Consider the following 24,552-nt stretch of genomic DNA (forward strand, 5'->3'; position numbering starts at 1 on the left):
ACCTCTAACTTTTTCAAGCTAATTTTGGCACTTCGTTGTTGATACGTTGAATCTCCTTGATTGTATATGGCAGAATTAATCCGAATGCCCAAAATGAGCGACACCATGACCGAAGGTGTGATCGCAGAATGGCATAAAAAAGTAGGCGACACCGTAAAGTCGGGTGATGTGCTGGCTGAGGTTGAAACCGATAAGGCCACTATGGACCTGGAAGCCTACGATGAAGGTACGTTGCTCTTTATCGGCGTAGAAAAAGGCCAGGCTGTGCCCATTGATGGCATTATTGCTGTAATCGGGCAGCAGGGTGAAGACTTTCAGGCATTGCTGTCCGGAAACTCAGGCGGTAGTGTTGAGGCGGCGCCCAAAGCAGAAGAAACAATTAAGCCTGCTGATAACCCAGCGCCTAAAGAGGCCGACACAACACAGGTAAATACCAATATGGCTGATCCGAAAGCCATATCGGCCGCCCCGGCTGAAGCGGTAAACGCCACGGTGATCCGGATGCCGAAGATGAGTGACACCATGACGGAAGGCACCATTGTGGCATGGCATAAGAAAGAAGGTGATACCGTAAAGTCAGGCGATGTGCTGGCTGAGGTTGAGACCGATAAAGCCACCATGGACCTGGAAGCCTACGAAGAAGGTACACTCCTTTACATTGGCGTGAAAGAAGGTGACTCCGTAGCTGTTGATGCCGTCATTGCGGTTGTCGGTGAAAAAGGCGCCAATTTCAAAGTTCTGGTCGATGGTAGCGGCGATGCTGCTCCGGCTGATCAGGCACCGGCAAGCGCACCGGCTGCTGCCGAAGCACCAGCCGAACAGGCACCGGCTCCGGCACAGAATGGTCATGATACCAATGGTCGGGTAAAAGCCTCGCCACTTGCCAAAGCCATTGCCGAACAGAAAGGCATCGACCTGCAGCAGGTTCACGGTACAGGTCCGGAAGGGCGTATCGTGAAGGCCGATGTAGAGTCGTTTAGCCCACAGGCGGCTGCCCCCGCAAAACCGGCTGCACAACCACAAGCTGCTCCGGCACCACAACCCGCTCCCGCGCAGGCAGCGCCGGCTCCTCAGCCCGCTGCCGCTGCTCCTGCTGGCGAGTACGAAGACGTACCTGTCAGCCAGATGCGCAAAACGATTGCCCGCCGCCTGAGCGAAAGCCTGTTTACGGCTCCGCACTTCTACCTGACCATGGAAATCAACATGGACAAGGCAATGGCGTTACGCGGTCAGGTAAACGCAGTTGCAACGGCCAAGGTGTCGTTCAACGATTTCGTGATCAAAGCATCGGCCCTGGCGCTGAAACAGCACCCGAACGTGAACTCATCGTGGTTGGGTGATAAAATCCGGAAATACAGCTACGTCAACATCGGTGTAGCGGTAGCCGTTGATGAAGGCCTGCTAGTTCCTGTGGTTCGGAACGCCGACCAGAAAACCCTCTCGACCATTGCGGGCGAGGTGAAGGTGCTGGCTGGTAAAGCAAAAGAGAAAAAATTACAGCCTAAAGACTGGGAGGGAAGTACCTTCTCCATATCTAATCTGGGCATGTTTGGCATTGAGGAGTTCACCGCCATCATCAACCCACCCGATTCGTGCATTCTGGCCGTTGGGGCCATTAAGCAAACGGTGGTATTCGATGGCGAAACGCCGAAACCAGCCAACGTCATGAAGGTGACCCTCTCGTGCGACCACCGCGTGGTGGATGGAGCAACGGGGGCAGCTTTCCTGCAATCATTGAAAGGCTTCCTGGAAGATCCGATGAAGATGCTCGTGTAGGTACGTTGTACCTCTAATACCAAAAAGGCCGCCTCAGACTAGTCTGAGGCGGCCTTTTTGGTTAAAGTTAATAGCGGCTTAGAGCAGATCGGTGATGCGGCGACCATCGCGGCCTGTCACGGCACTCTGAAATTCGCGGCGAAGCGCAGCCATGCGACGACGTGGATGTGTTGACATGAAAACAGCCCGCATTTTCAGGAGTGAGCCCATGAACAGGTAACCGAAAAACGAAGCAATCAAAATGATCAGTGACAGCGAGTTCGAAATGTTCTGGTGCAGGAACAGAAACAGCAGCGTGTTCAACAACGATGCCCCACATAGCACAACGGTAGCCCCGGCATGCGTTAACCCGTTGTCGAGCAAAATATGGTGCATGTGATTTCGGTCGGCCGAGAAAGGTGACTTGCCGTTGAGCAGCCGCACCATAAATACGCGCAACGTATCGAAGATAGGAATGATCAGCACCACAATGGCGATAATCGGTGCGTTGAAGAAGGCGCGTGGTTCGAAGCGATAAGCAGCGTTGAGATTAACGAAGCGCACGGCAAAGAAGGCCAGAAAAAAGCCGATCAGCAGTGACCCTGTGTTGCCCATGAAAATCTTGCTGGTCTTCGAAAAGTTGAACCGCAGAAAGCCAACCAGACCGCCCGATAGCGCAAAAGCCATAGTAGCCATGGCATAGTGTTCTGAGAGCAGAAACCAGCTGCCAAACGTCAGCGATGCGATAGTAGCAATACCTCCCGCCAGTCCGTCGATCCCGTCAATAAGGTTAATGGCGTTGGTGAGGGCAATAAAAACAAAGCAGGTAAGCAGGATACTCACTACATCGGCGATGTGGTGAAAGCCCATGATGCCATAGAGGTAATCCAGTTTCAGATCGCCCAGAAAAATCAGGCTGGAAGCACTTAGTAACTGGAACAGAATTTTCTTATTTGGATCAATGCCTACGAGGTCGTCTTTCATACCGATGAAAAACAGAATCGACGCGCCTACAATCGACAGGTTCGTGCAGTAAAGATCGGGCTGGTCATTGATTGGCCACACGAAGTAACTAATCAGAACGGACGCGAAGATGGCGACACCACCAAAGGTGGGAGTTGGTACCTTGTGGGCCCGGCGGGCATCGTCGGGACTTTCCATCAGCGATTTCATCTCGGTAATTTTGATGATCACCGGAATCGACACCACAGCTACGAAGCTAGCTACCAGAAAAGCCATTATCGCGTGGTAAAGCCCCTGTTGAAAGGCGGCCTCGGCCAGCTTCTGCTGTATGTAGGCAAGTAGTAGGTCAGGATTCATAGTAAATTCTGTTGCTGAATGGGAAGCTGTTACTGGGTACTGAACTAATACTCAGCCTACAAAAATTGTACTTTTTATGTTAAGGACAAGCCTGGTTACTCAATGTTTAACTTGCGCTTATCAAACGGCCTACAGCTTTCGTTGCAGGAATTGCCCAATTTTACGGAGTGGTTTTAGCCATAAAGTAAACAGACCAGGCCTGATTGAGTTCATTTGCCACGCTACCCGATCTTCACGGTTAGCGCGAAGCCGATTGATCAGACTGCTGTTACTGACGCCACCAAGTCGCATCACTACTACCACCTCGTTTAAATAAGCGACCCGAATCTGGTGCTTGTGGACGAACCGCAGCATGAGTTCATAATCGGCCGCTGATCGCAGGCTGGTTGTGAAATAGCCATGCTGCCGGTATACGCTGGCCCGTACGAAGAAGGTGGGGTGGGGGGGCATCCAGCCCCGCAGAAAGGCACCTGGTTTGTAGGTACCTGCCTGCCAGTACCGGGTGACTTTGTCGGGGGCGTGGCGTTGAGCATAAACCAGATCCCCGTATACTGCATCTGCTTCGTGTTGCTCGAATAGGGCGACAATCCGGTTGATGATATCCGTGTGCCGGTATAAGTCATCAGCGTTCAGGATGCCGATAACGTCGCCCGTGGCCCGCTGGATGCCTTTGTTCATAGCGTCGTACAAGCCCTGGTCAGGTTCAGAGATAAACTGACTGATTCGGTCGCCGTACCGTTCTACGATCGCCTGCGTGCCGTCTGTCGAAGCCCCATCAACGATGATGTATTCGATAGACGGGTACGTCTGGGCCAATACCGATTCAATGGCCTCGGCAATCGTTTCGGCTCCGTTGTACACCACCGTAATAATCGATACCGTCATGAGTTAATGATGCGCTTGCGAACAGCAACCGCCGGGTTACCCTGGTAAATAGTGTATGACTCCATGGCTCGGGTAGCCACAGAACCAACCGCCAGAATGGCGTGTGAAGCCACTCGCACACCTGGACAAACCGTGGCTTTCGCCCCAATCCAGGCTCCATCTTCCAGATCAATAGCCGCAACCTTTAAATCGAATGTAGCTGACCGGTAGTCGTGGTTCCCGGTGAGCAGCATGGCTCCCTGAGATAGACAAACATGGTTGCCAATGGTCACTTGCGTAAGGTTATCAATCCAGACACCTTCGCCAATCCAGACGTGACTGCCAATGGAAAGTAACCACGGATACTTGATGTTGACGGCCGGCTTTATCGTAACATCCGCCCCAACGGTTGCACCAAAAGCCCGCAGTAAACGGACTTTCAAACCAGAAGGTAGGGGGGCGTAAGAATTGAAAAGCCAGGCGTTGGTGAAATGCCAGAGCAGGATCTTCCAGCGGGGGCCGGGCCGAAACCAATCGTTATTATACCGCGACAGGTCCGTTTTGCCCAGATTATCGTACGCCGGTTGTAAGGTCTCTTCCGTACTCATCTTTGAAGTAAGCAATAATGGCTCCTTTGTCGTGGCCAGCTCTGTTATAGACCTCCATCAGTTTGGCGTCGACCAGAAAGCGATACCAAAGGCCCTGTAAGAAATGCCAGACAAATCCCTTGCGTCCGTCCAGGAAGCCGAGCTGAACAACGTACCTGAACAGGAAGTAGATGATCGGGCGGGTGAAGAGAGGCAGCGTGGCGTATTTCTCTTTTAGATACCGTTTACGTTCCTCCTGCGCACCAAATAAGCGGGGAGCAACCCGGGCAGTATCGTCAAAATTATACCGGATGTTCAACAGGTCGATAACCTCACGGGTGGCGTAATTATTGTGCTTTTGCGTCCACCAGGTTAGGTTATTGAGGTTGTGGTCAACCAGATCGTGATTGAATTGAATGGTTTTGGCCGGGCCGCTGGGTTGTTTGTCGAGCTTAATATGCTCATCCATCCACGTTTGCTCGCATATACCTTGCCCCTGCCGCCATAGCCGCAACAGCCAGATCGGATAGTAGCCGCCGTGCCGAATCCATTGGTTCATAAACATAACCCGGCGCTTCACATAAATGCCGCTGACATCCGCTGGCACGGTAGCCAACCGCTCGTTTATTTCAGTAGCAAGCTCAGGTAAAATGTATTCGTCGGCATCCATTCGCATCAGCCAGTCAGTACGAAAGGGCGTGTGGGTAATCCCGTAGTTGAACTGTACAGCGTAGGTCGACCAGGGGTTTTGCACCACTACCGCACCCATAGATCGGGCGATTTCAACGGTGCGATCGGTTGAATACGAGTCAACGATAAAGACCTGGCTGGTTATTGGTTGCAGGCTGGCTAAACAGCGGGCGATGTGTTTTTCCTCGTTGTGAGTGAGAATAATTACGGACAAGCCGCTCATAAAAGACCGTTTAAGGAAAAGCAGTTATTTTCTGCCTGACATGCTATAACTCCGTTTTTGCTAACTGAGTATCGAGTGCATGCGCTTCCACCGAAAAAAAATAAGTCTGCAATTTTAGCTCAAAAATATCACTTTATGAAGTCGGGCTTTCTATCCGGTCAGTAATGTGACGGAGCGGCTTAGTGTCGGCTAGCCACCACGTACCCGAGCAAAACAACCGGCCGGGTGTATAAAATCAGGTACTAAAAGGTCAGTTATGAGACAGAAATTCCACACCCTGGCGGGGTCTTTTTCATCATAGTCTGATAGGTTAGTTTCCTTAAGTAAAAAGGCGTACCGTTGACTAAAATTTGAGTGGTTTCCTGGCCAGCTAGTCTGTGCGCTGGTCGACTCATGACAAATTCGGCATGCGTATTGTGCACAGTGCATTAAAGCCATTCCTATCAACGTTATGAGTCCTTATTTCACGATCGTGATACCCACTGCAAATCGGCCTGCTGAGCTTGTTAACTGCTTACAGGCAATTGGACAGCAACAGTTGTCGCGTGAGCAGTTTGAAGTAGTAATTGTCGATGATGCCAATCAGGCAGAAACAGCGGCATTAGTGGCGGCATTTGCGCGAACCAGCCATATTGAAGCGAGGTACCTGGCGCAACCACGTGCGACGGGGCTGGCTGCGGCCCGCAACCGAGGGTGGCGCGCAGCCCGTGGGCAATTCATTGCGTTTACCGATGATGATTGCCTGCCGCAGCCAGGCTGGCTGCTGGCTGCCCAGCGGATGTTTATGCGGGGCGCGCAGGTCGTGACAGGCACCGTACGCACAAGCCGACCTGTCCACCAGGCCGGTGCTCGGCGAACGATGAATCGGGTTGTCGAAACAAGCGATTTCCTAACGGCAAACTGTTTCTGTCAGGCGGCAGCGCTCCGTCGGGTGGGAGGTTTTGAAGAATCGTTTGATCTGGCCTGGCGGGTCGATGCCGATCTTCAGTTCAAGCTGCTCGAAATAGGTGTTCCCATCCTAAAGTGTCCCGAAGCAACCGTTGTTCGACCGTTTCGAGCCGCTAACCGCTACGCATTGCTGACCAACGAACGACGGAATCGCTATGATGCGCTGCTCTACAAGCGACACCCCGATCTGTTCCGGCAACGAATGCCGCGCGACGAAATGATGGTACTGCGCTATTACACAACAATTGTCTGTCTGGTGCTGGCGGCAGGTGCATCGGTGGCCGGGTACGTTCCGCTGCTGGCAGTCAGCCTGTTCCTGTACGTCGGCCTGACCGGTTGGCTGGCCGTCGAGCGCTGGCCCGCTGCCTCTGAATCAGGTACGTGGGAAACTGCAAAAGAAGTACTGCTGACGGCCTTGGCCACTCCATTCTTATCGGTGTTCTGGCGTCTCTACGGCTCGGTCAAATACCGGGTGTTGTACTTATAAGCGTAGTCTGGAAAGTCGTGTAGGGGTAGTACCGAGTCTGGCTAGTCTGCTTTGTGTTGCTTACGCTTCCTACAGACTAGCCAGACTCGGTACTACCCCTACACGATTTTCCAGACTACGCTTATCGACTGAGGAAATCGATCAAAAGCCGGATGCCGTAGGCTGTAGCGTTCTTTTGCTGACCGAATTCCGTATCGGCAAAGGCCATGCCGGCAATGTCGAGGTGGGCCCAGGCGGGGTGCTTCTCGGTGAATACCTCCAAAAACTTGGCCGCAGCAATGGCACCGTTGATTGGCTTGCCACTGTAATTTTTTACATCCGCCACGTCAGAGGTCAGGTCGTCTTTGTAGACATCCCAGAGGGGCAGTCGCCATAGTCGTTCACCGGTGCGATCACCTGCGGCCTGTAACTGTGTCGATAGCTCATCGTTCTGCGTAAACAAACCACCGGCCTGATAGCCCAACGCGGCAATGACATTACCCGTCAGCGTGGCCAGATCGATCAGTACGTCGGGCTGAATGTGGCGAACCATGTGGCCCAGTCCATCGGCGAGGATCACGCGGCCTTCGGCGTCGGTATCAATAATTTCGATGGTCTTGCCCAGGTACGACGTAATCACGTCGCCGGGTTTGGTGGCCATGCCATCTACCACGTTTTCGGTGGTTGGTATTACGCCCACCACGCGACGGGGTAGTTTCAGTCGGGCGGCTGCTTCCAACGTACCCAGCACCGCTGCCGCGCCTCCCATGTCGCTTTTCATCAGGTGCATATTGGCCGATGGCTTTATGGAGAGGCCTCCCGTGTCGAATGTCACTCCTTTGCCGACCAGCCCCACGGTCGAGCCTGTAGCGTGTTCGGGGTTATAATCCAGCACGAGCAGCATCGGCGGATTTTCGCTGCCCTGTCCCACACTCAACAGAGCGTTATAGCCCTGTCGCGCCAGTTCGTCGTGGTCCAGCACAGTTACGCTGTAGCCATGTTCCCGGCCCGAAGCCACCGCCCAGTCGGCCAGTACCTGCGGGGTCTTGTAGTTCGAGGGGGCGTTCATCAGATCGAGCATGGCTCGCTGGGCATCCCAGATAATCAGGGCCTTGTCAATGGCCTGCTGGGCGGCTTCCCGGTCCGTCTCGGCTACAGCCAGGTGAAACGTACCTACCGGGCTGTAGAAGGGAGCCAGTTCCGGCGTAGTGGTTTGGTAGAGTTTCAGGTTGTAGCCGCCTGCCAACGTACCCAGCACAATAGCCTCAACAACGTCTGTGGGCAGGCCGCTGACGTCTGTAGTTACTACGTCGGGCAGTTTGCCTTTCTGTGTGTAGGTCAGTTTCCGGAAAGCACGCAGGTAATCCTGGCTGGTTGGCGTTTCGCCTAAACCCAGCAGCCAGTTCCGCTGTCCGTCGGCGGCGTAAAGTAATTGAGTTTCGTGGAGGTCGCCCTTGAAATCGCCCTGTGCCGCCTGAGCTATGTTGGGCAATGGCTGACCTTTTAGAATGGGCCAGATAACGGCCGCTGCTGCAGGGGCATTAGTGTGCAGATGAATGCGCATGGGGTTGTTGTTCCTGTAAGGTGTTGCAGCCACTGCGGGTTACGCGGATTTGCTGACAATGAAATTGATCGTTCCGTTGATGAGTAAAGCGAAGAAAAACGATTCGGCAATGGAAAACCGGGGCAGAAAAAAAGCCTGAAGAAACAGAAACGTGGTGAAGCCCAGCAGGCCCATCACGATGCCCCGCAGCGTGATGATGGAGGAACTACTTCCCTGAAGGTAATGCGTGAATACCGCCAGAATCGACGTGATAATGGGAAATGGCGTTAGAATGCCGCTCCAGGTTGGACCCAGCACCGCCGCCAGACCGGTGATGACCACCACAAATAACGTGGCCACGACCATGCGAATAGGTAGGTCATACGGCAACCGTTTTATGGCCGTTGTCGCTATGGCCGGTTTTGGAAAGTGGCGCAACGTGAGCAACACGCTACCCATCACAATGCCGTAACTCGGCAGTAAGGCCAGATCGATGGTGGTGAATAGCAGGGCAATGGCAACAAAAACGGCGTAAGCAATCAGCAAGGTCCAGATGCCGCTCAAGTGGGGAGCTAACCGGGCGTAGCAGTAGCAGAAACCAACCAGCGCCGCAATGCCGATCAGGATGCCCGGTACGGCCTGAATGCCGAAGGCTTTACCGCGTTCGAGAATCAGAAACAGCAGAATTGGCCCGGCGATCCACGGCAAACTGGCAATTAACCCGCCAGCCTGATGCCCCCACCGCCGACTGACAAGCGTGACCAGCCCGATCACAAGCGGCATGAGTGTTACCTTGAGGAGCAGGATAGTCATGGAAAAACAGAACGCTACACCGCCACCGGGGCTTTGATGGCCGGCCAGGGATCGTAGTTTTCCAGCGTGAAGTCGCCGTAGGTGAAATCGAAAATAGACGTAACCGCCGGGTTGAGCCGCATGGTTGGCAAAGGCCGGAACGACCGCGATAACTGTGTCTCGACCTGCTCTAAATGGTTACTGTACAGGTGCGTGTCGCCGCCCGTCCAGATAAACTCGTGCGCATCATACCCGCATTCCTGCGCAACCATCATGGTGAGCAGGGCATACGACGCAATGTTGAAGGGCACACCCAGAAATACGTCGGCACTACGCTGATACAACTGGCAGGATAGCTTACTGCGGGTTTCGCCCTTTTCAACGTCGGGCGGGGCCACGTAGAACTGGAACAACGCATGACAGGCCGGCAGCGCCATGTTCGGAATGTCGGACGGGTTCCAGGCGGTAACGATCATGCGCCGCGAATCGGGCGCGTTTTTTAACTGCCGCAGTACGTCCGACAACTGGTCGATGCTCCCGCCCGACGGATCGGGCCAACTGCGCCATTGCTTGCCATAGACCGGACCGAGGTTGCCGTCCTGATCCGCCCATTCGTCCCAAATACTGACGCCGTTGTCTTTCAGATACTTGATATTGGTGTCGCCCTTGATAAACCACAGCAATTCATGGATGATCGACTTGGTATGTACTTTCTTGGTGGTCAGCAGCGGAAACCCGTCCTGCAGGTTGAAGCGCATTTGATAGCCAAATACGCTAAGGGTACCGGTGCCGGTGCGGTCGGTCTTACGCGCACCGTTGGCCAATATATGGCGAAGCAGGTCGTGGTATTGCTGCATGAGAATAACTGAAATGAGGGCACGAAGGTACGAAGAGCCGCGCGTACAACGCACAACCGGCGGCCTTGTCAGGTACGTTACAGTGGTAGTTTTTGCCGAAGCCGGGTATAGGACTCCGTTTGGTCTAAGCCCGAAATAGACTCGACCATACTGATAAATGTTCGCACCAGTTCAGGATCAGCCGTTAGCATGGCGCGGGCATCACGCGACTTATCCATGTTGTACTGACCGATGAAAATGATAAGTGCTTTATACGGCTCTTTCGCCTCCCGATTAATTCGGATCATCACCTGGAAGGGCAGACTTTCGAGGGCCACAATAGGATGAACACCTGCTTCTCGCTGTAGGCGGTGGTCGGAAAACAGATCGAATGTATCCTGAACCTCGCGCAGGGCCGCCTGATGCAACTGTCGCTGTTCCTGCCAAACAGCATCGGGTAGGGGCGTATCAGGTCTGTAGATAGACCAGGAAGGAGCGATGTAGCAGTGGTACAGGCTGTTATGCTCGTCGGATGTGGGTTCGGTGCCTGTGTCGAGGGCGGCTAAATAAAACTCACGCGCATCCCGAACGCGGGCAATTAAGCGGTCATGTATCTCGTCGGTGAGCCGTCTGTATTCCTGCAGATTATCGTGAAGTTGCGGGTTATAGGCTACTTGTAGTTTACCAATGGCGGCGCTGGCAGTCATAATCATCACGCAGTCGCTGTTATCGGCTTCATCCAGAAAGCTGCTGATCTCGATCAGGATTTGCCGATACCCTTTAAACAACGCCCGTGTAGAGTCGGAAATGGTACCCACGGCGGCTTTGATCTGCTGATCGATCTCATAACTGGTTTGGGCAATGTTGCTCGTTTCGGCCAGGACAGCGTGCATCTGGGCAAGGGCCTCATCGGTTTTCCGCGACGTGTCATCAGCCGCTTTCCAACTTTGAAAAGCGACAAAAAAAGCCAGAAACGAAGCTACGCTCCCTACTATTGAATAGTGTCCATTCAGGCTGTCGTAAAGAACCAACCCGATCCCGATCAGCGAAAAAAATAGGGTGATATAAAAGATGCCGCTCTTGGTTGGATCGAGCAGAAACGGATTTTTCGATGAGGTCATACCGTGTGGTTGGTGACTGAAAGTATCAGTCGGCATTCTCGTAGAGCAAGACGAACGGCTGCGTAATCAGTGATTCGCCGAGGTCGTTAAAGGTTAGCCATTCCCCGCCCGACGCCAGGGTTTGGGTGTAGCGGCCACCCTGCTGCGGCGTATGACCCACTGTCTGATTAAATCCGACGAGTGGGTCGGCCTGTAGTTCGCGCTGATCGCACCAGATTGGTCCACCCGATGGCGAAAAACCGCCGCGCTTCAGGCCTACGGTGGCAATCAGGTTGGTAAACTGATCGGGCGAAACGGTTTTGAGACAGGTGTTGAGGGCGGGCACCAGGTCGTTCATATCGAGCGGATGCCGCATTTTTTTCTCATAGGTGTGCTGGAACTGCTTGATCCACCAGTTGGTGAAGCCGGCATGGCTCGCCAGGGTCTGATCAAACCGGGAGGCAAGCCTGAACAGGTCCCTGTTTTTCTGCAGGAGGTCGTGCCACTCATCGGCAATGTCTTCCCGATATCCAGACCCGATGTAGAGGGGGTTATTGTAGAAATAATAAAAATCGTGGTTACCGAGGTGTAGCCTAATTTTGTCGGGGTGCTGCTGCTTCAATTTAATGATCGCCCTGAAGTTGGCATTGATTCGCTCCGAGGTCATCCGTGGGTCGTGCGTATCAAGGTAATCACCCAGAAAAACGATCAGATCGGCGTGGTCAAGCCAGGTTTTTACGACACTCTGCCAGTGATGGCGGCCGTGAACATCTCCAATAAATACTGCTTGTTTGTGCATCGAAAGGGTATAATCAGCCGAAAATAACATTTTCTGAGCCGAAGCTCTGCGTAACGTACCTATATTTTCATTGTTCATCCTTCTTACTTTCCCCCAATGTTTCTTCTTGGACTTGATCTCGGTAGTTCGTCTGTAAAAGCCAGCCTGGTAAATGCCGATACCAACAAGGCGGTTGCGTCGGCGTTCTTCCCTGAAACCGAAATGGCGATCGACGCGCCGCAGCCGGGCTTTGCCGAACAGCAACCCGACTTATGGTGGCACAACACTACGCAGGCGATTCGACTGGTGATGGACGCTGCCGGTGCCAAACCCACCGACGTGCTGGCTATCGGTATCTCCTACCAGATGCACGGTCTGGTGGTAACAGACGCCCATCTGAACGTGTTGCGACCATCCATTATCTGGTGCGACAGCCGGGCCGTTCCCTACGGGCAGCGCGCGTTCGACGCCCTGGGTCAAGATCGGGTACTACGCCACCTGCTGAACTCGCCGGGTAATTTCACAGCCGCTAAACTGGCCTGGGTGAAAGAAAACCAGCCCGACGTGTACGCCAATGTAGCCCACTTCATGCTCCCCGGTGATTACCTGGCCGCCCGCCTGACAGGTGACATTGTCACCACGGCCTCAGGCTTGTCGGAAGGTATTCTGTGGGATTTTCTGGAAAACCAGCCTGCCGAGTTCCTGATGCAGTATTACGGCTTCGATTCGTCGCTGATGCCTGCGTTACGCCCCACCTTCGGCGAGCAGGGTCGCCTCACCGCCGCCGCCGCCGCCGAAGCGGGGCTGGCCGAGGGTACGCCCGTAACCTACCGGGCGGGCGACCAACCCAACAATGCCATGTCGCTTAACGTATTTGAACCGGGCGAAATAGCGGCCACCGCCGGTACGTCGGGTGTAGTGTATGGCGTTAGCGACAAGGCGCAGTACGATCCACAGTCGCGTGTGAACACATTCCTGCACGTAAACCACACACCCGAGGCCCCGCGCTACGGGGTGTTGCTCTGCGTAAACGGCACCGGCAGCCTGAATAGCTGGTTGCGGAACACGCTGTTTCAGAAAACCCTCAGCTACGGCAGCATGAACGACATGGCCCAGAAAGCGCCTGTTGGAGCCGACGGGCTGGTGTGTCTGCCGTTCGGAAACGGGGCCGAGCGCGTATTGGGGAACCGAGAGCTGGGAGCCACTTTCCAGGGCCTGAACCTGACCCGCCACGGACTACCTCAGATGCTGCGGGCGGCGCAGGAAGGCATCGTTTTTGCCCTGTATTACGGCATAAAAGTGATGGAGCAGGTGGGTGTTGGCTTGAAAACCGTTCGGGCGGGCGAGGCCAACATGTTCCTGAGTCCGTTGTTCGGCACCACGTTTGCCAACCTGTCGGGCGCGGCCGTTGAACTCTACAATACTGACGGCGCGCAGGGCGCAGCTCGTGGCGCTGGCCTCGGACTGGGTCATTACGCCAACCGCGATGAGGCCTTCAGCGGTCTGAGCCTTGTGCGCACCCTCGAGCCCGACGCACGCGTTCAGCAGGCGTACCAGGAGGCCTATGCCAATTGGCTGGCCGTTCTGGAGAAGCAATAACCCGTGAATGACCGCTACCGGCCCGCGCCTCGACCGTACAGATGCGTTGACCAGTAGCGGTCATTTACTGCCCGTTCTTGCTTACTTTTGGGCAAACAAGCCTATTCACTGGATTACTGTTTTGCCATTGACAGCGCCGTAAACGGCCAAATGCGAACCGGGAACCCAGTTCTTTTACAATGACCCCCACTCAGTTAGCCGACGCGCTACACCGCCAATTCGAGCAAACACCCTACGGCCAGTCACCGGCCGAACTGTACGATCCAATCCGGTATATCATGAGCCTGGGCGGCAAGCGGATGCGTCCGCTGATGACGCTGATGACCGCCTCGCTTTTCACCGACGACTGGCAGAAGGCGCTGAAGCCAGCCGTTGCCGTTGAGGTATTCCACAATTTCACCCTCTTGCACGACGACATCATGGACCAGGCCCCGCTGCGGCGTGGCCAGCCTACGGTACATGAAAAGTGGAACGCCAACATCGCCATTCTGTCGGGCGATGTGATGCTGGTGAAAGCCTATGAGCAGCTACTCGACGTAGAACCAACGTACCTGCGGCAGGTATTGACCCGGTTTAGCCAAACGGCGGCCGAGGTGTGCGAAGGGCAGCAGATGGACATGAACTTCGAAAGCCGCGAAACGGTTGCCGAAGCCGAATATATCGATATGATTCGGCTCAAAACGTCGGTGCTGCTGGGTTTCGCCATGGAAGTCGGTGGGATTGTGGCTGGCGCTGACGCCAATAGTACGCAGCACCTCTACGATGCTGGGGTGAACATTGGCATCGGGTTTCAGTTGAAAGATGACCTGCTCGATGTGTACGGTGACCCGGCCAAGTTTGGCAAGCAGGTAGGCGGCGACATTATTGCCAACAAAAAAACCTTCCTGCTGATTGAAGCGCTCGAACGCGCCGAAGGCCAGGTACGTCTCGATTTGCTGGACTGGCTAAGCCGGTCGGAATTCGACAAGTCAGAGAAAGTAGAAGCGATCACCGCCATTTATGATCAACTGGGTATTCGGGAATTGACCGAAGCCCGCATTGCCGATTACTTTGCCAAAGGGTTCACCAATCTGGAGCAGATCACGGCCGACCCCGCCCGCAAAGATGTACTGCTCTCGTTTGCCCATCAACTCGTTGAGCGGGAGTCATAAACCGCCACCATCAACTCTATGTCAGTAACCCTGCTTTTAATTGCCGTTACCGTTGCCATCAGTCTGTGGGCCTGGAACAACCCCTCGCTGATGGATCGCTGGATCATGAATCCCTACGCTGTGGCGAAGCGGGGCGAATACCACCGGCTTATTACATCGGGTTTCTTACATGCCGACATGGGCCACCTATTTTTCAACATGCTTAGCTTCTACTTCTTCGGGCAGGGTGTTGAACGTATCTTTGGTGAGCTCTTCGGCGATCTGGGCGGGGCAGTACTGGTTGGCTTTTACCTGATCGCCATTGTTATTTCTGACATTCCGACGCTGATGAAGTACAAAAACAGCCCCGGCTATAATTCGCTGGGGGCGTCGGGCGGGGTGTCGGCTATCATTTTTGCCACCATTCTGATCTTCCCGCTAACGCCTATCTACTTCTTCTTTATCCCCGTACCCATTCCGGGATTCATCTTTGCTTTTCTGTACCTGGCCTATTCATATTACTCGGCCCGGCGGGGCGATACGGGTATCAACCACGACGCGCACATGTATGGCGGCCTATTCGGTGTGCTATTTATGGCCATTGCCTATCCACCCGCTATTCCGGGCTTTGTAGAGCAGGTGTTACAGTGGCGACCATTCTAAACGCCTATCATCCAGCCAGCAATGAACCTGTTCAAACTGTTCCGACAACCGTATCCGGTTCTTGATTCTGCGGGCACTGAGTGGATCGTCGGTGCATTTGTAGCTGGGTTTCTGTTGTTGTTTCAACCCTTTGGCATTGCCGAATGGCAAACCACCGATAAAGTGCTTAAAGTAGTGGGCTTTGGCGCGGTGACTAGCGGTGTTATGCTCCTTTTCAACGAAGGCACACGGCAGTTGCCCCGCTATTTCGGCGAAGATCACTGGACGGTAGGTCGCGAAATGACCAAGATTTTAACCATGATCCTTTGTATCGCCATTGCCAATCGGTTGTACATGAGTTGGTTGATGGGCTGGCCATTGCAGGGCGGGTGGCTATTATCCATTGGTATGACGTTCCTGATCGGTATTTTTCCCACGATCGGCGTGGTAGCGACCAACTACATTGTGCAGCTTCGGAAATACGAGCAACAGGCGGCTCATCTGGTTGTTCACAAACAGCCCGCACCCGCCACCCCGCTGAGCGAGCCCATGCTCAATCAGGAAAGGCCGGTTCTGCAAGACAATGGGCCCCTGGAACGACAACTGGTTACCCTGGTGGCTGAGAACGAGAAAGACAGCCTGACCCTGAACCGGAGTGAGCTACTGGCTATTGAATCGAGCGACAATTACTGCACGGTATTTTACCTGAAACGAGGTGACCTGGCTAAAGAGTTAATGCGCAGCAGCCTAAGCCGACTTGAAAATCAGCTTGGCGGCGGCACGCCATTTGTGCGTTGCCACCGTTCTTTCCTGGTCAACCTCGATCAAGTCGAGCGGGTGTCGGGCAATGCACAGGGGTATAAACTGCACCTGCTCAACGGCCAGCTCACGGTGCCGGTAGCTCGTAAATACAACGATACCCTGGTAGCGGGGTTGAAATAGCTGGTAGCGCAGGTACGTTGTTGCGCCAGATCTAGCCCCTAATCTGTCCGGTGCCGGTCACGACCCATTTTTCGGTCACGAGTTTCTCGAGCGCAAAGGGTCCGCGCGCATGTAGTTTCTGGGTCGATATGCCGATTTCGGCACCCAGTCCAAAACAGCCGCCGTCTGTAAACCGCGTCGACGCATTGGCGTACACCGCTGCCGCATCTACCTCGCGCTGAAACTGATCGACCAATGTCTGATTGCTGGAAATGATCGCTTCTGAATGTTTCGACGAATACGCCTGAATGTGCGATAGCGCCTCGTCGATACCCGAAACGACCTTAACCGCACATTTGAAATCCAGGAATTCGCGACCGAAATCGGCGGGTTGGGCGTGCTGCAGGTACGGGTATCCCGCCCGCTCCAGAATCCCGAAAGCCGTGTCGTCGGCAAATACCTCGACCTGGTACTTCGTGAATTCGTCGATCAGCATTGGCAGGAACGTACCCGCAACCGCTTCATCGACCAGCACGCCGTCGAGCGAGTTACAGACTGACGGGCGCGATACCTTCGCATTCACCACAATCCGCGCGGCCATCGCCAGATCGGCTGATTGTTCTACGTAGGTGTGGCAAACTCCCGCCCCGGTTTCGATGGTCGGAATCAGCGAATGCGTGCGCACGTACTGAATCAGGGACTCAGAGCCGCGCGGAATGATGATGTCGACATACCTGGTGGCGGTCAGCAATTCGTTCACCACTGCCCGGTCGGGGGGAAGCAGCAGTACGGCTTCGGTAGGTACGTTAAATTCAGTCAGCACGCTCTGAATTAGCTCCACCAGAATCCGGTTCGAGTAGTCGGCTTCTTTGCCACCCTTGAGCACGCAACCATTCCCCGACCGTAGGCAAAGCGATGCTACATCGACGGTCACGTTGGGTCGCGACTCATAAATAACGCCCACCACACCCAGCGGCACGGCCAGCTTCTTTAGGGTCAGCCCCGGCTCCAGTTCGCGTTCCAACTGAACAACCCCCGCCGGGTCGGGCAGCAGTGCCACCTGCCGTAAACTCGCCGCCAGATCGGCCACGCGGCCCTCGGTAAGGCGCAGGCGGTCTTTCTTGCTATCGGTATCAGGCATCCGGTCCAGATCGCGCTGGTTTTCGGTTAGAATAGTCGTGGTGTGAGCCAGTAGCACGTCGGCCAGCCGGTTGAGTAGGGCGGTCTTTTGGTCGCTGCTCAACCGCCGAACAGCCAGCGATGCCTGTTGGGTAGCCTGTAGGAGGGGGGTAATTGGATTCATGATCTAAAGAGGCTTCGGGTACGTTGCTTTCGCCAGCGGTACGCTACAAAAGTACAATGTCGTTGGCATTAGCCACTTCTACATTCTGGCGTGAGGGGAGATTGGCCAGATCAAACGAGGAGAGGCGCGCCTGCGCTACGGCCAGGGCCGTGTCGGTTTCGTCGACGATCTCGATGACTTCGCCCGCCGAAAACTCGCCGAGTATTTCGGCAACCCCCACAGCCAGCAGGCTGCTACGGCGTTGCAGGGCCGTGGCCGCACCCGCATCGACACGTACCCGGCCCACCACCAGACTACCGCTTCCGAGCCAGCGACTCCGGGCCGACAGCGTCATGGGTTGGGGCTCGATCTGCGTACCAATGCTGCCGTCCAGCGCCTTCCGAATGCTTTCCGGTTCCGTTAAACCAAAAATCACCACCCGGATTCCCATGCGCGTGGCCAGTTTGGCAAAGGTTAGTTTAGAAGCCATGCCGCCCAATCCCATCGACGATTTATCGGTTCTTACCACGCCAAAAACGGCCTCAGTCAGACGGGGGACGTGCCGGATCAAATTACCGTCAGGGTCGAGCAGGCCGCCAACTGAAGTGCAGAGCATGAGTACTTCAGCGCCAAAACCTACAGCCAGCAGCGTTGCCAACTCGTCGTTATCCGAAAACTTCAGTTCCCGGTTGCTCACCACGTCATTTTCATTCACGATCGGAATGATGCCACTTTCCCACAGTTCTTCGTAGGTGTCTTTCAGTTGCAGAAACTGATCGCGGTTGGCAAAGTGGTGGCGCTCGCACAAGCTTTGGGCTACCGTAATGCCATACACGTCGAAGAAACGGCTATAAAGGTTGAGTAGCAGTAGGTTACCCACCGCGGCGGCGGCTTTTCGCTGGCTGATGTCGCCCCGGTAGTTCCCAATACGCCCACGGCCTGCGCCTACTGCCCCCGACGAAACCAGCACGATATGGTACTGATCGCGCAGGGCCGACACCTGGCGGGCAATGTCCATCATGGCGGGCTTATTCAGCTCACCCGTTGGCAGGGTGATGGAAGCCGTACCAAATTTTATAACAAGAATAGGAAAGGCCATTTACGAAAAAGTCATTTGTAGTCCCTGACTACGCTGCGATGAAGTGCTGGAACAGACATGACAACGCAGTCAGGGACTACAAATGACTACAAATGACTTTTGCTACGCAAACAAATTTCAATCGTCTGCGTGGCTTTTGAACAGATGCTCAACCGCCGATTCGGTAAACCGAGCTTTGTGCCGGAGTGCTTTCTTTAGTAAATCCGAATAATCACGCTTACTAATGTCGATAGCTCCGTAGCGCTTCACGTTGTCGTTGATAAATTGCGTATCAAGGAGTTGAAAGTGCTGTTCCCGCAAAATTAGAACCAGGTGATGAAACGCCACTTTCGATGCGTTAGGTACCAGGTGAAACATAGATTCACCAAAGAAAACCGAACCAATTGCTACGCCGTAAAGGCCGCCCACCAACCGGTTATCAATGTACGTTTCTACACTGTGAGCCAGGCCCATGCGGTGTAGCTCGGTATAGGCATCAATGATCTCGTCTGAAATCCAGGTACTGTCATCCTCGGAACGAGGTACGGCACAGTGGCGCATAACCTGCTCGAAGTCAGCGTTGATACGAATGTCGAACAGGCGTTTGTTTAATGTCGGGCGGAGCGACTTGGCCGGTTTATAGGCATCGAGCGGAATAATGGCACGCGGATCCGGCGAGTACCAATAAAGCGTACCGTCGGCGTCGGCCATCGGGAAGATGCCGTTGATATAACCGTAGATGAGGTCGTCGGCGGTCAGCTTGTTCATGAAATCCGAAAGGGATACCCTAGTTCAGCAAAGTTATAGAAAACTTCGCCTAACCAACAAGCTGACAAGCGGTTAAGTTTAGTGACGATTAATGGAGTTGACAGACCCCTAAACCAACCACAATGTTTACACTCGAGGCCACGCAGCAAGACTGTTGCGTGGCCTCGAGTGGGTTACTTGGTCTTCCGGCGCTGCCGGGCAAAATAAACGGATAAAACCCCTGCTGTTACCCCACTTGTTACGACAGGAGGAACTTCATAGCCGCCAAAATAGCGCATAGCGGTAAAAACTAGTTGCAAAACCAGCACAAAGCTGAGCAGTTTTAAGAGGTCGGTACGATTCATATGTAGGTTAGTTACAGTTAAAGTCTACTAAACTACAGGGTTTTGTTCAAAAGGGCAAACGAAGTCAGCCTAGAATTGGTAAAATAGCCGTCCGCGAAGGCCTGCAGACAGTGTATTCAGACTAGCCGTCGGGTCACGCACAGGCAGTAGAACGACCGGGCTGACCTGGCCAACAAAATGGCCCCATTTGCGCTCGGCTGCTAGGCCAATCGTCGCGTTACTGTACCAGCCTATCGGCCGCTTTACCGCTACATTATGCAAAACGTCTTCGAAGGGAATTGGCCTGTCATACTCAAAACTGGCGGATTCGCTTGGCGTTATGCTCAGGTTTAAGCCAACAGTAGGCGTGAGTACAAACTGCCTAGCGACGTTGAACCGGTAGCCAATCTGAATAGGCACCACCAGGCTCTGGGCTGACCGGCTAATGTTCATTACTTCGTGCGGTTTGCCGGGGCCAAGGGGGACAGGCTTCGTACTGCCGGGGTAATCACGGCGGAAATCACGCTTTGTCTGCGCCATGAACTGCCGCTCACTCGAATACTCGTCGCCTACCCACGCGATCTGGCTTATTCCCGTACCAATGGTTAGCCGATTAGCCAGAATGGCTTCTGCATAGGCACCCACTCCCGACTGCGTTGTGGCCAAGTCGCCGCCAACCCCTACGCGAAACGTAATGGGTAGGGGCACGGTGTTTTTTTCGGGAGCCGCTGCCGCTGCCGTACCGCCTAGGGTGGTAGTATACGGCGACCGGTAACGTACCCGGCGCAGGTGTCGCTGCCAGCTTTCAGCAAGGGCCCCGGCCGGATCTGTCAGGGCAAGCGGCGTCAACGGCTGTACCGCCGCCAACGGACCTGAGGCAGTGATAGACGGGTTGTCGGCGGCTGTTTCGGCACTGGCCGCATTAGTTACTGAAGTAGCGTAGAGAGTTGGGTCATTCGGTGTAGCTAAACGAGTAGTTGATTTAGTTGACTGCTGCGCAATAGACCGGCTGTTGGTCGCTACCGTACCTGACTGAGTAGCCTGGCCTGATACCGATCCGCCAGAGGCCTCGGGTGGAACCGAAACGGCGGTCGACCGATCAGTTGTGTAGCGTGGCTGCCTTCCGGTAGTGGGGATGCCCGATGAAGTCGAGCGCTCGGCTGCTATTCGGTCACCAGTTGCCCCCGGTGTACCAACCAGTGGCTGATCGGTACTGGCCTGCGGTTGTCGCATACCCGTACGATCTCCCGATGGAGTTGGCCTATTCATGGTCAGTTGATCGCCAGACGTACCTGGAGTGACGGGTGACAGAGTAGTCGATTGCTGCTGTTGACCGGTTGGTCGACCAGTACGGGTTACCACCCGCCCGGTGACTACTCCATCAGTGGCTAGCCTTAACCTGTTGTCGGTGAACTGTTGGCGGGTTGGCGCAACGCTGTAGGTTGTGCCAGGCGCCAAGGTGGGGTTGGAGCCTGCCGTGGCCAGCAATTCGCCAGAGGCCGACTGTGTCAGGTACACAGTATCTGTGCGAACAGGCGCACTGGCCATTGCCGCGACGGATTGTTGCAACTGCATCTGCACCTGCTCCATACGCTCAACCGTTTTTGTCAGCGTCTGAACGTGGTTGGTCAATGACTGGGTGGTGCGGTATTGCCAGACCGTGCTGATGACCACACCCGTAACGGCCGCCGCCATCAGGGCTGGCTGGAGCCACCGGGTAGGCGTCTGCCACAGCGAGGGCGGAAACCCCTGATGGCCCATAAACCGCTGAAACTGTGTCCAGTTTTTTTCCTGGAAAGGTGGGTTGACACCTTCAAGCTTTCGGCGGATAGCGTCGTCAAACGGATCAGTTTTCATAGTATTGCGACGAGCGTTTTGAGGATGAAGAGGCAGTCGTAACTAATTCCTGCAGGCGAACTCGGGCCCGCAGAAAATGAGATCGTACGGTTGCCTCATTGGCGTTGAGGTTATCGGCTACTTCGCGCAGGCTGTAGCCATCGACTACGTGCATCAGGAACACCGTTCGGTGAATGGGGGGCAACTGCTGCACAAGGGCCAAAATTTCTTCGGCGGCCAACTGGTCAACCGCCGTTTCGTGAACGGGGAGATCGGGGGGAGGGCTGTTACCCGCCACTGGTGATAACGAAACCGTGTCGAGCTTGTGATGTTTGCGGTGATAGCTGATTGTTGTATTCACCACAATCGTACGGAGCCAGGCCTTGAAGGGCAGTGAGGTATCATAGGAGCCCAGATGCTGGAAAACCTTCAGAAAGCTCTCGTTCAGCACATCATCAGCTTCATCGACGTTGGCCATATAACGCAGACAAACGCTTTTAGCGTAGCTGTAATACTGCCTGAATAGCGTTCGCTGTGCCCGAACGTCGTTTGTTCGGCAAGCTTCGATAACACTGAGCAGGTCGTTATCGGTGAAAGAGGAACGGCGTCGGAAAAACACGAGCGTTGGCAGATTAAATGAGACACACTACATAGCACATACTACGCCTGATAGACCGCAACTGTTGCACGTAAGTCCCAAACACATAACTTTTTATCGACTCAGTAAATTCAAAAAATATACTGAGCCCTGGTGCAACGTCTGACCAAACGTGAACGTAAGGACAACTAACTGAGGAGGTCACCGCCTTGACTCCTCAGTAATCATCAGTCACAGACACGCACACAACTACTATGAACGTACTTATTTTGGGTGGTAAACAGGCTTGCGGGCCAGGATTGCCCGATGGTAAAAGCTACGTAGCTCAATTTGTCAGACGGTTGCAAGCGGCCAGACAATCGGTCAGGGTCGATTTTCGGGCTGTCACGCTACCCGAAGCCAATCGATTGTTGCCCAGGTTGCGGCTTTCAGAGTACGATCTCATCCTGCTTCAGTTCGATCTGCCACTGAACTGGCTCCCGACTGAGCCCGTGCGACGGGTAGCGATGCAGGCTCTATTTAAACTATCCGGCGTCCGTATTGCACCGTTAAACTCGTTGCGTGCACAACTAGCCGATCTGCTGCTTCAGGTACGTGTTTTTAATCGGCAGGTTGTCATCCTGTCGCCGTTACCGCATACACAACGCCTTGAGAAGCAACTGCTACAGTTAGCCAATTCGGTTTATAGCCAGGCATGCGCTGAATGGCAAGTACCCTTATTTAATGTAAGTCAATGCCTGGCGGGTGGCGATGAGCTGTTTCAGGTCGAAACGGCCGATCAGTTGAGTGCAGTTGCCCACGAATTGCTTGCCAGTGAGCTACACACCTTCATTACTGAACCAACCTACACGCTCTGGTCCTGACCTTACCCCGTCTGGTTACCAACTGGCCGGGAGTTACGCGTACCCTTTACTTTTCAAACCTATAACCACTAGTTAGTATGCTACACAAATTGATGTTAGGTTTTGCGTTGCTGGTAGCTGTTGCTGCCTGTACCCAGCAAAACGCCACGGTTGATCCGCAAACCGACGAGACTGCGATCATTGCCTCACTGGCCCGCCTGGGTAATCCAAATAATGCTACGGCTGTGACGGGTAAGCCGTGTAATGAAACCGTAGTGGCCAAAGAAACAGTACCCGCAGCGGCATTGGACTACTTGGCAAAAACGTACCCAGCCGCTGTTTTTGTACAAGCCGAGAAGGGAATTGATCGCAATGGCGCCACGTACTTCGAACTTCAGTTTACGCTCGACGGTAAAACACGTCAGCTTCATTTCGATGCGGCCGGTGCGGTGCTGGCTGGTCCCGGAAACGGGCCTAAAGGCGGCGGTGGACCAGGCGGGCCCAAAGGTGACCGTACGCCACCAATTCGCACGGTAATTACGGCGGACAAACTACCCGCACCAGTCACGAAATACATGACCGACAATGTTGCGGGCTATACGCTCGTGCGTGCCGAGGTTGTGACTGATGCAACCACAGGTGTGGTAATGTTCTACGACGTTCGGTACACACTGAATGGCGTAACCAGCGAACTGCATTTCGACGTGAACGGTAACCTGCAAGCGCCACCGAAAGGCAAGCATGGCCCGGGTTAGTCAGCGTAGTTAGTAGGCAAAAAAGGCCCGTAGCAGATGCTACGGGCCTTTTTTGCGTTACGCGAGAATGAGGCTACCGGCCCCGGCCAACGGCCACTGGCTCAACAATAGCATCAACGTCGGCCAGGATACGGCCGCAGTGTTCGCAAACGATGATTTTCTTCTTGTCTTTGATGTCGGCCTGCCGTTGGGGAGGCACTACGTTGAAGCAGCCACCACACGCACCGCGACGCACTGTTACAACCGCCAACCCATTAATGGCATTGTTACGAATCTTGTCGTACGAAAGCAACAGGCGGGCTTCTACGTTCTTCGCCTGCTCATCGCGCTCGATCGATAGGGATTTCTCGTCGGCTTCGCTTTCGGCAACCAACTGATCCAACTCCTGCTTTTTCATCTTCAAATCTTCTTTACGAAGGTTGAGTGACTGCTGGGTGGTGTTGATCTCTTCCTGCTTGCTCTGCATCCGGAATTGTGATTCGGCAATTTTCTTATCCGATAATTCCATTTCCAGCGACTGCAATTCGATTTCTTTCGTGATGGCGTCGAATTCGCGGTTATTCCGCACGTTCATCTGCTGCTCCTTGTAGCGGGCAATCAGTTTGTCGGCGTCTTTTTTGATACCCTTGTGGCGATCTACTTCTTCCTGAAGGGAGCTTACTTCGGTATTGAATTTACCGACACGTGTTTCGAACCCGGCAATTTCGTCTTCGAGGTCACGAACTTCTTCGGGTAGATCGCCCCGCATTTTGCGAATATCATTTAACTGAGAATCAATGGCCTGCAGTTTAAGAAGTGCGTCTAACTTTTGCGCTACCGTTAGTTCCATTCGGAGGATTGTGTTGTCTTAATGAACAATGTGCAATGTATAATGTA

24 protein-coding genes are annotated in these 24,552 nt (G+C 54.1%); 8 read left to right on the plus strand and 16 right to left on the minus strand.

Features of this window, described 5'->3' with window-relative positions; genetic code table 11:
* Positions 1–66 precede the first annotated feature (66 nt).
* Positions 67–1,776 (plus strand): pyruvate dehydrogenase complex dihydrolipoamide acetyltransferase, encoded by a 1,710-nt coding sequence (locus F7231_RS01235; RefSeq protein ID WP_166690627.1) that lies wholly within the window; start codon positions 67–69, stop codon positions 1,774–1,776.
* Between the two features lie 78 nt (positions 1,777–1,854).
* On the opposite strand, the gene F7231_RS01240 is transcribed toward F7231_RS01235, so the two are convergent.
* The 4 genes from F7231_RS01240 to F7231_RS01255 form a co-directional block, all read right to left on the minus strand.
* On the minus strand, positions 1,855–3,075 hold the full coding sequence (locus F7231_RS01240; protein WP_166690628.1) for a glycosyltransferase family 4 protein: 1,221 nt from the start codon (positions 3,073–3,075) through the stop codon (positions 1,855–1,857).
* Positions 3,076–3,204: 129 nt separating this feature from the next.
* The gene (locus tag F7231_RS01245; protein ID WP_166690629.1) at positions 3,205–3,960 is read right to left on the minus strand and encodes a glycosyltransferase family 2 protein; all 756 of its coding nucleotides are present in this window, start codon (positions 3,958–3,960) and stop codon (positions 3,205–3,207) included.
* Positions 3,957–4,547 (minus strand): WcaF family extracellular polysaccharide biosynthesis acetyltransferase, encoded by a 591-nt coding sequence (locus F7231_RS01250; protein ID WP_085410413.1) that lies wholly within the window; start codon positions 4,545–4,547, stop codon positions 3,957–3,959. The genes F7231_RS01245 and F7231_RS01250 overlap by 4 nt, the downstream gene beginning before the upstream one ends.
* Positions 4,510–5,439, minus strand: a complete 930-nt coding sequence (locus F7231_RS01255) for a glycosyltransferase family 2 protein (protein ID WP_085410412.1) — start codon at positions 5,437–5,439, stop codon at positions 4,510–4,512. The genes F7231_RS01250 and F7231_RS01255 overlap by 38 nt, the downstream gene beginning before the upstream one ends.
* A gap of 451 nt (positions 5,440–5,890) precedes the next feature.
* Here F7231_RS01255 and F7231_RS01260 point away from each other — a divergent pair, with 451 nt between their 5' ends.
* Positions 5,891–6,874, plus strand: a complete 984-nt coding sequence (locus F7231_RS01260; protein ID WP_166690630.1) for a glycosyltransferase family 2 protein — start codon at positions 5,891–5,893, stop codon at positions 6,872–6,874.
* Positions 6,875–6,995: 121 nt separating this feature from the next.
* Here F7231_RS01260 and F7231_RS01265 read toward each other — a convergent pair whose 3' ends face one another.
* From F7231_RS01265 to F7231_RS01285, 5 genes are all read right to left on the minus strand, one after another.
* Positions 6,996–8,417: a leucyl aminopeptidase family protein gene (locus tag F7231_RS01265; protein WP_166690631.1), complete on the minus strand. Its 1,422-nt coding sequence runs from the start codon at positions 8,415–8,417 to the stop codon at positions 6,996–6,998.
* Between the two features lie 39 nt (positions 8,418–8,456).
* Positions 8,457–9,209 (minus strand): hypothetical protein, encoded by a 753-nt coding sequence (locus F7231_RS01270; protein WP_085410409.1) that lies wholly within the window; start codon positions 9,207–9,209, stop codon positions 8,457–8,459.
* Between the two features lie 14 nt (positions 9,210–9,223).
* Positions 9,224–10,045, minus strand: a complete 822-nt coding sequence (locus tag F7231_RS01275) for a thymidylate synthase (protein WP_085410408.1) — start codon at positions 10,043–10,045, stop codon at positions 9,224–9,226.
* Positions 10,046–10,122: 77 nt separating this feature from the next.
* Positions 10,123–11,145: a hypothetical protein gene (locus F7231_RS01280; protein WP_166690632.1), complete on the minus strand. Its 1,023-nt coding sequence runs from the start codon at positions 11,143–11,145 to the stop codon at positions 10,123–10,125.
* 25 nt (positions 11,146–11,170) lie between these two features.
* Complete coding sequence (locus F7231_RS01285) at positions 11,171–11,923, minus strand: metallophosphoesterase (RefSeq protein WP_166690633.1); 753 nt, start codon at positions 11,921–11,923, stop codon at positions 11,171–11,173.
* A gap of 96 nt (positions 11,924–12,019) precedes the next feature.
* On the opposite strand from F7231_RS01285, the gene F7231_RS01290 reads away from it, so the two are divergent.
* From F7231_RS01290 to F7231_RS01305, 4 genes are all read left to right on the plus strand, one after another.
* Positions 12,020–13,501 (plus strand): xylulokinase, encoded by a 1,482-nt coding sequence (locus F7231_RS01290; protein ID WP_166690634.1) that lies wholly within the window; start codon positions 12,020–12,022, stop codon positions 13,499–13,501.
* A gap of 179 nt (positions 13,502–13,680) precedes the next feature.
* Positions 13,681–14,652, plus strand: coding sequence for a polyprenyl synthetase family protein (locus F7231_RS01295; RefSeq protein ID WP_166690635.1), 972 nt, complete (start codon positions 13,681–13,683; stop codon positions 14,650–14,652).
* Between the two features lie 18 nt (positions 14,653–14,670).
* A complete protein-coding gene (locus F7231_RS01300) occupies positions 14,671–15,294 on the plus strand; it encodes a rhomboid family intramembrane serine protease (RefSeq protein ID WP_085410403.1) in 624 nt (207 codons plus the stop codon).
* A gap of 21 nt (positions 15,295–15,315) precedes the next feature.
* Positions 15,316–16,215, plus strand: coding sequence for a LytR/AlgR family response regulator transcription factor (locus F7231_RS01305; protein WP_166690636.1), 900 nt, complete (start codon positions 15,316–15,318; stop codon positions 16,213–16,215).
* A 31-nt stretch (positions 16,216–16,246) separates the two neighbouring features.
* Here the strand turns inward: F7231_RS01305 and F7231_RS01310 are convergent, their stop codons facing one another.
* The 6 genes from F7231_RS01310 to F7231_RS01335 form a co-directional block, all read right to left on the minus strand.
* Positions 16,247–17,497, minus strand: a complete 1,251-nt coding sequence (locus F7231_RS01310; RefSeq protein ID WP_166690637.1) for a glutamate-5-semialdehyde dehydrogenase — start codon at positions 17,495–17,497, stop codon at positions 16,247–16,249.
* A 43-nt stretch (positions 17,498–17,540) separates the two neighbouring features.
* Positions 17,541–18,575 carry a glutamate 5-kinase gene (gene proB, locus F7231_RS01315; RefSeq protein ID WP_166690638.1) on the minus strand — a complete coding sequence of 345 codons (1,035 nt, stop codon included), beginning with the start codon at positions 18,573–18,575 and terminating at the stop codon, positions 17,541–17,543.
* Positions 18,576–18,692: 117 nt separating this feature from the next.
* Positions 18,693–19,322 carry a leucyl/phenylalanyl-tRNA--protein transferase gene (aat, locus tag F7231_RS01320; protein WP_166690639.1) on the minus strand — a complete coding sequence of 210 codons (630 nt, stop codon included), beginning with the start codon at positions 19,320–19,322 and terminating at the stop codon, positions 18,693–18,695.
* A gap of 173 nt (positions 19,323–19,495) precedes the next feature.
* On the minus strand, positions 19,496–19,666 hold the full coding sequence (locus tag F7231_RS01325; protein WP_157510514.1) for a hypothetical protein: 171 nt from the start codon (positions 19,664–19,666) through the stop codon (positions 19,496–19,498).
* A gap of 69 nt (positions 19,667–19,735) precedes the next feature.
* Complete coding sequence (locus F7231_RS01330) at positions 19,736–21,502, minus strand: hypothetical protein (RefSeq protein WP_085410398.1); 1,767 nt, start codon at positions 21,500–21,502, stop codon at positions 19,736–19,738.
* The gene (locus F7231_RS01335) at positions 21,492–22,100 is read right to left on the minus strand and encodes an RNA polymerase sigma factor (RefSeq protein WP_085410397.1); all 609 of its coding nucleotides are present in this window, start codon (positions 22,098–22,100) and stop codon (positions 21,492–21,494) included. Before F7231_RS01335 ends, F7231_RS01330 begins: the two co-directional genes overlap by 11 nt.
* Positions 22,101–22,333: 233 nt before the next feature.
* On the opposite strand from F7231_RS01335, the gene F7231_RS01340 reads away from it, so the two are divergent.
* Both F7231_RS01340 and F7231_RS01345 read left to right on the plus strand, forming a co-directional pair.
* The gene (locus F7231_RS01340; RefSeq protein ID WP_166690640.1) at positions 22,334–22,942 is read left to right on the plus strand and encodes an SGNH/GDSL hydrolase family protein; all 609 of its coding nucleotides are present in this window, start codon (positions 22,334–22,336) and stop codon (positions 22,940–22,942) included.
* Positions 22,943–23,019: 77 nt separating this feature from the next.
* A complete protein-coding gene (locus F7231_RS01345) occupies positions 23,020–23,676 on the plus strand; it encodes a hypothetical protein (RefSeq protein ID WP_085410395.1) in 657 nt (218 codons plus the stop codon).
* Between the two features lie 73 nt (positions 23,677–23,749).
* On the opposite strand, the gene F7231_RS01350 is transcribed toward F7231_RS01345, so the two are convergent.
* Positions 23,750–24,505, minus strand: a complete 756-nt coding sequence (locus tag F7231_RS01350; protein WP_085410394.1) for a zinc ribbon domain-containing protein — start codon at positions 24,503–24,505, stop codon at positions 23,750–23,752.
* Positions 24,506–24,552: the final 47 nt, after the last annotated feature.

It is taken from the genome of Fibrivirga algicola, from assembly GCF_011742925.1.
Lineage (GTDB): Bacteria > Bacteroidota > Bacteroidia > Cytophagales > Spirosomataceae > Fibrella > Fibrella algicola.

Excerpts from the sequence above, each read along its gene's own strand:
- F7231_RS01260 (WP_166690630.1), top strand. The coding sequence starts at position 5,891 with ATGAGTCCTTATTTCACGATCGTGATACCCACTGCAAATCGGCCTGCT.
- F7231_RS01265 (WP_166690631.1), bottom strand. The coding sequence starts at position 8,417 with ATGCGCATTCATCTGCACACTAATGCCCCTGCAGCAGCGGCCGTTATC.
- F7231_RS01345 (WP_085410395.1), top strand. The coding sequence starts at position 23,020 with ATGCTACACAAATTGATGTTAGGTTTTGCGTTGCTGGTAGCTGTTGCT.
- F7231_RS01295 (WP_166690635.1), top strand. The coding sequence starts at position 13,681 with ATGACCCCCACTCAGTTAGCCGACGCGCTACACCGCCAATTCGAGCAA.
- F7231_RS01235 (WP_166690627.1), top strand. The coding sequence starts at position 67 with ATGGCAGAATTAATCCGAATGCCCAAAATGAGCGACACCATGACCGAA.
- F7231_RS01255 (WP_085410412.1), bottom strand. The coding sequence starts at position 5,439 with ATGAGCGGCTTGTCCGTAATTATTCTCACTCACAACGAGGAAAAACAC.
- F7231_RS01325 (WP_157510514.1), bottom strand. The coding sequence starts at position 19,666 with ATGAATCGTACCGACCTCTTAAAACTGCTCAGCTTTGTGCTGGTTTTG.
- F7231_RS01340 (WP_166690640.1), top strand. The coding sequence starts at position 22,334 with ATGAACGTACTTATTTTGGGTGGTAAACAGGCTTGCGGGCCAGGATTG.
- F7231_RS01310 (WP_166690637.1), bottom strand. The coding sequence starts at position 17,497 with ATGAATCCAATTACCCCCCTCCTACAGGCTACCCAACAGGCATCGCTG.
- F7231_RS01275 (WP_085410408.1), bottom strand. The coding sequence starts at position 10,045 with ATGCAGCAATACCACGACCTGCTTCGCCATATATTGGCCAACGGTGCG.
- F7231_RS01285 (WP_166690633.1), bottom strand. The coding sequence starts at position 11,923 with ATGCACAAACAAGCAGTATTTATTGGAGATGTTCACGGCCGCCATCAC.
- aat (WP_166690639.1), bottom strand. The coding sequence starts at position 19,322 with ATGAACAAGCTGACCGCCGACGACCTCATCTACGGTTATATCAACGGC.
- F7231_RS01240 (WP_166690628.1), bottom strand. The coding sequence starts at position 3,075 with ATGAATCCTGACCTACTACTTGCCTACATACAGCAGAAGCTGGCCGAG.
- F7231_RS01290 (WP_166690634.1), top strand. The coding sequence starts at position 12,020 with ATGTTTCTTCTTGGACTTGATCTCGGTAGTTCGTCTGTAAAAGCCAGC.
- F7231_RS01280 (WP_166690632.1), bottom strand. The coding sequence starts at position 11,145 with ATGACCTCATCGAAAAATCCGTTTCTGCTCGATCCAACCAAGAGCGGC.
- F7231_RS01300 (WP_085410403.1), top strand. The coding sequence starts at position 14,671 with ATGTCAGTAACCCTGCTTTTAATTGCCGTTACCGTTGCCATCAGTCTG.
- F7231_RS01330 (WP_085410398.1), bottom strand. The coding sequence starts at position 21,502 with ATGAAAACTGATCCGTTTGACGACGCTATCCGCCGAAAGCTTGAAGGT.
- F7231_RS01350 (WP_085410394.1), bottom strand. The coding sequence starts at position 24,505 with ATGGAACTAACGGTAGCGCAAAAGTTAGACGCACTTCTTAAACTGCAG.
- F7231_RS01250 (WP_085410413.1), bottom strand. The coding sequence starts at position 4,547 with ATGAGTACGGAAGAGACCTTACAACCGGCGTACGATAATCTGGGCAAA.
- F7231_RS01305 (WP_166690636.1), top strand. The coding sequence starts at position 15,316 with ATGAACCTGTTCAAACTGTTCCGACAACCGTATCCGGTTCTTGATTCT.
- F7231_RS01245 (WP_166690629.1), bottom strand. The coding sequence starts at position 3,960 with ATGACGGTATCGATTATTACGGTGGTGTACAACGGAGCCGAAACGATT.
- F7231_RS01270 (WP_085410409.1), bottom strand. The coding sequence starts at position 9,209 with ATGACTATCCTGCTCCTCAAGGTAACACTCATGCCGCTTGTGATCGGG.
- proB (WP_166690638.1), bottom strand. The coding sequence starts at position 18,575 with ATGGCCTTTCCTATTCTTGTTATAAAATTTGGTACGGCTTCCATCACC.